Source organism: Streptococcus sp. C300, from assembly GCF_000187645.1.
Taxonomy (GTDB): domain Bacteria; phylum Bacillota; class Bacilli; order Lactobacillales; family Streptococcaceae; genus Streptococcus; species Streptococcus oralis_CQ.
In genome coordinates this window covers 1-1,078 of record NZ_GL732475.1, presented here as the reverse complement: position 1 = coordinate 1,078, position 1,078 = coordinate 1, and the positions used below count along the sequence as shown (strand labels likewise).

Below are 1,078 nucleotides of genomic sequence, written 5' to 3'. Positions count from 1 at the left end.
GGTAGCATTTGCTTGCTTAACTGCCGCCAAATCTGCTTCATATTTCTTCACCGCTGCATCATAAGTCGATTTTGCAGTGGCGTTACGCTGCTTAATAGCTTCATTTTCAGCTTGGATAGCATTGTTTTTAGCTGTATTTTCTTCAACAGCCTTTTCATAGGCTGCTTTTGCATCAGAATTAGCCTTTTGAACACGTGCCAATTCTGTCTGATAAGCTGCTAATTTAGCTTGATAATCAGCATCATTATCCTCTTTAGCTTTCTTAATAGCTGCAAGGTCTGCTTCATACTGCTTCATCGCTGCTTCATAATTCGCTTTTGCAGTTTCATTACGCTGTTTAATAGCTTCATTTTCAGCTTTAAGCGCTTCGTTTTTAGCTGTGTTTTCTTTTACTGCTTTATCATAAGCCTCTTTAGCTTCAGCATTAGCTTTTTGTACTCGAGCTAATTCTGTCTGGTAAGCTGAAAGTTTATTTTGATAATCCTGTTGACTATCTTCATTTGCTTTTTTGACAGTTGCTAAATCTTTTTGATATTGTGCTAGCTTAGCCTCATATTCTGCTTTAGCTGTTGCATTAGCAGTGTTGATTTTTTCAACTTCTTCTTGATGACTTTTTAGATCTTTTTGGTACTTGTCATCCGCTGCTTTGTTTTCAGCATTGATTTTATCTGTTTCAGCCTGATGAGCTGCGACTTCTTTTTTATATGCTTCAGTTGTTGTCTTTACTTCTTCAGCCTGTTTAGCATAGTCGCTTTTAATCTCATCTTGCTTTTGAGCATTCTCTGTAGCAGTTGTGGCTGTTCCTTTGTCTTTTGTTTCATCTTGAACTACCTTAACTCCTGCAGATTTTGCATCAGCAACTGCTTTATCCAAATCAGCTGATGATACTTCTACTGGCAAAGCTGAGTCTTTAGAACCAGCCTTAGCTTGGCTTTCTTTGGCAACTTGACTCATTTCACCCTGAGCTTCAGGTAGATTTGTGGCTGGGTTCCCTGTAGTAGCTACCTCAACCGTACTTGTACTAGTTGTCTCTGTAACTTCATCAGCAAATACTGCTTTGTCTGCCAAAGCAATCAAA

1 pseudogene is annotated in these 1,078 nt (G+C 38.7%); it reads right to left on the bottom strand.

The features are described 5' to 3' along the window. A pseudogene (locus HMPREF0849_RS09920) lies at positions 1 to 1,078 on the bottom strand (agglutinin receptor); the annotation flags it as partial.